Genomic DNA, 885 nt, shown 5'->3' with positions numbered 1-885 from the left:
ACGATGCCGCTACGCTCAGCGTCGGCGCTTCTCCCACGTTCACCGTACCGCCCTGCGGCTGGCCGGTGATGCTTGGCGCGGTTGCGTTGGTCAGCGCGTTGACCGTCACCGTAACGCTTCTCTCGTAAGTGGACCCGGTGACCGTTTCCCACGCTGTGCCGTCCCACGCTTTTTTCTGGAACGTCACGGTTACCTTATAGCTGCCCGCAGCCACAGGCGTGTAGGAAGCGGTGTAGGCACTGCCATTCCAAGCAAAGCTGCCGTCCTGGCCGCTCTCCGTTGATGTCCAGCCTGTCGGGATGTACTGCTCGTCGCCGACAGCTTCACCCGATGCGGTCTGCCGATCCCCCGCTGCTGTCAGCAGCACAGAGCTTCCTGTAGTGACGGTCGTCAGATCAACTGTCAGCGTATTGGCATCGTCGTTGGCAAGCGTAGGGGCCCTACCGGTCTTCACCTCCGCGAAGTTGGAGTAGCCGTAATAATAGCCTCCTGTTACGACCAGACGGAACACATACTCCTGCTCCGCGCTCAAGCCCGTCGCCGTCGCCGAGGTCGAGTTCTCATCCAGCGCTNGTCTTCGTCTCCGCGAAGTTGGAGTAGCCGTAATAATAGCCTCCTGTTACGACCAGACGGAACACATACTCCTGCTCCGCGCTCAAGCCCGTTGCCGTCGCCGAGGTCGAGTTCTCATCCAGCGCTCCCGTCGATGCGTCCTGCCACGTATCTCCCCCGTCGGTCGATTGCTGCAGCTTCACGGCCGTCGCTCCGCTTCCCGGGGCGGCGAAGCCAACCGTCGCACTGCTGTGCGCTGCCGATGTCACGCTCAGCTGCGGCTCCATATACGTATACGGCTGGGTCCCGAACGCCATCTCCGTATAAATGTTT

General features: G+C 61.3%; 1 protein-coding gene. It reads right to left on the bottom strand.

Annotation, left to right across the window (positions count from 1 at the left end; translation table 11 throughout):
- The coding region (locus AC6ROY_RS25420) for a hypothetical protein (RefSeq protein WP_500103348.1) at positions 1–532 on the bottom strand (532 nt) is incomplete at its 3' end.
- Between the last annotated feature and the right edge of the window lie 353 nt (positions 533–885).

The sequence above is a fragment of the Paenibacillus sp. sg306046 genome (genome assembly GCF_059821225.1).
This window is presented reverse-complemented; position numbering and strand designations above follow the sequence as displayed.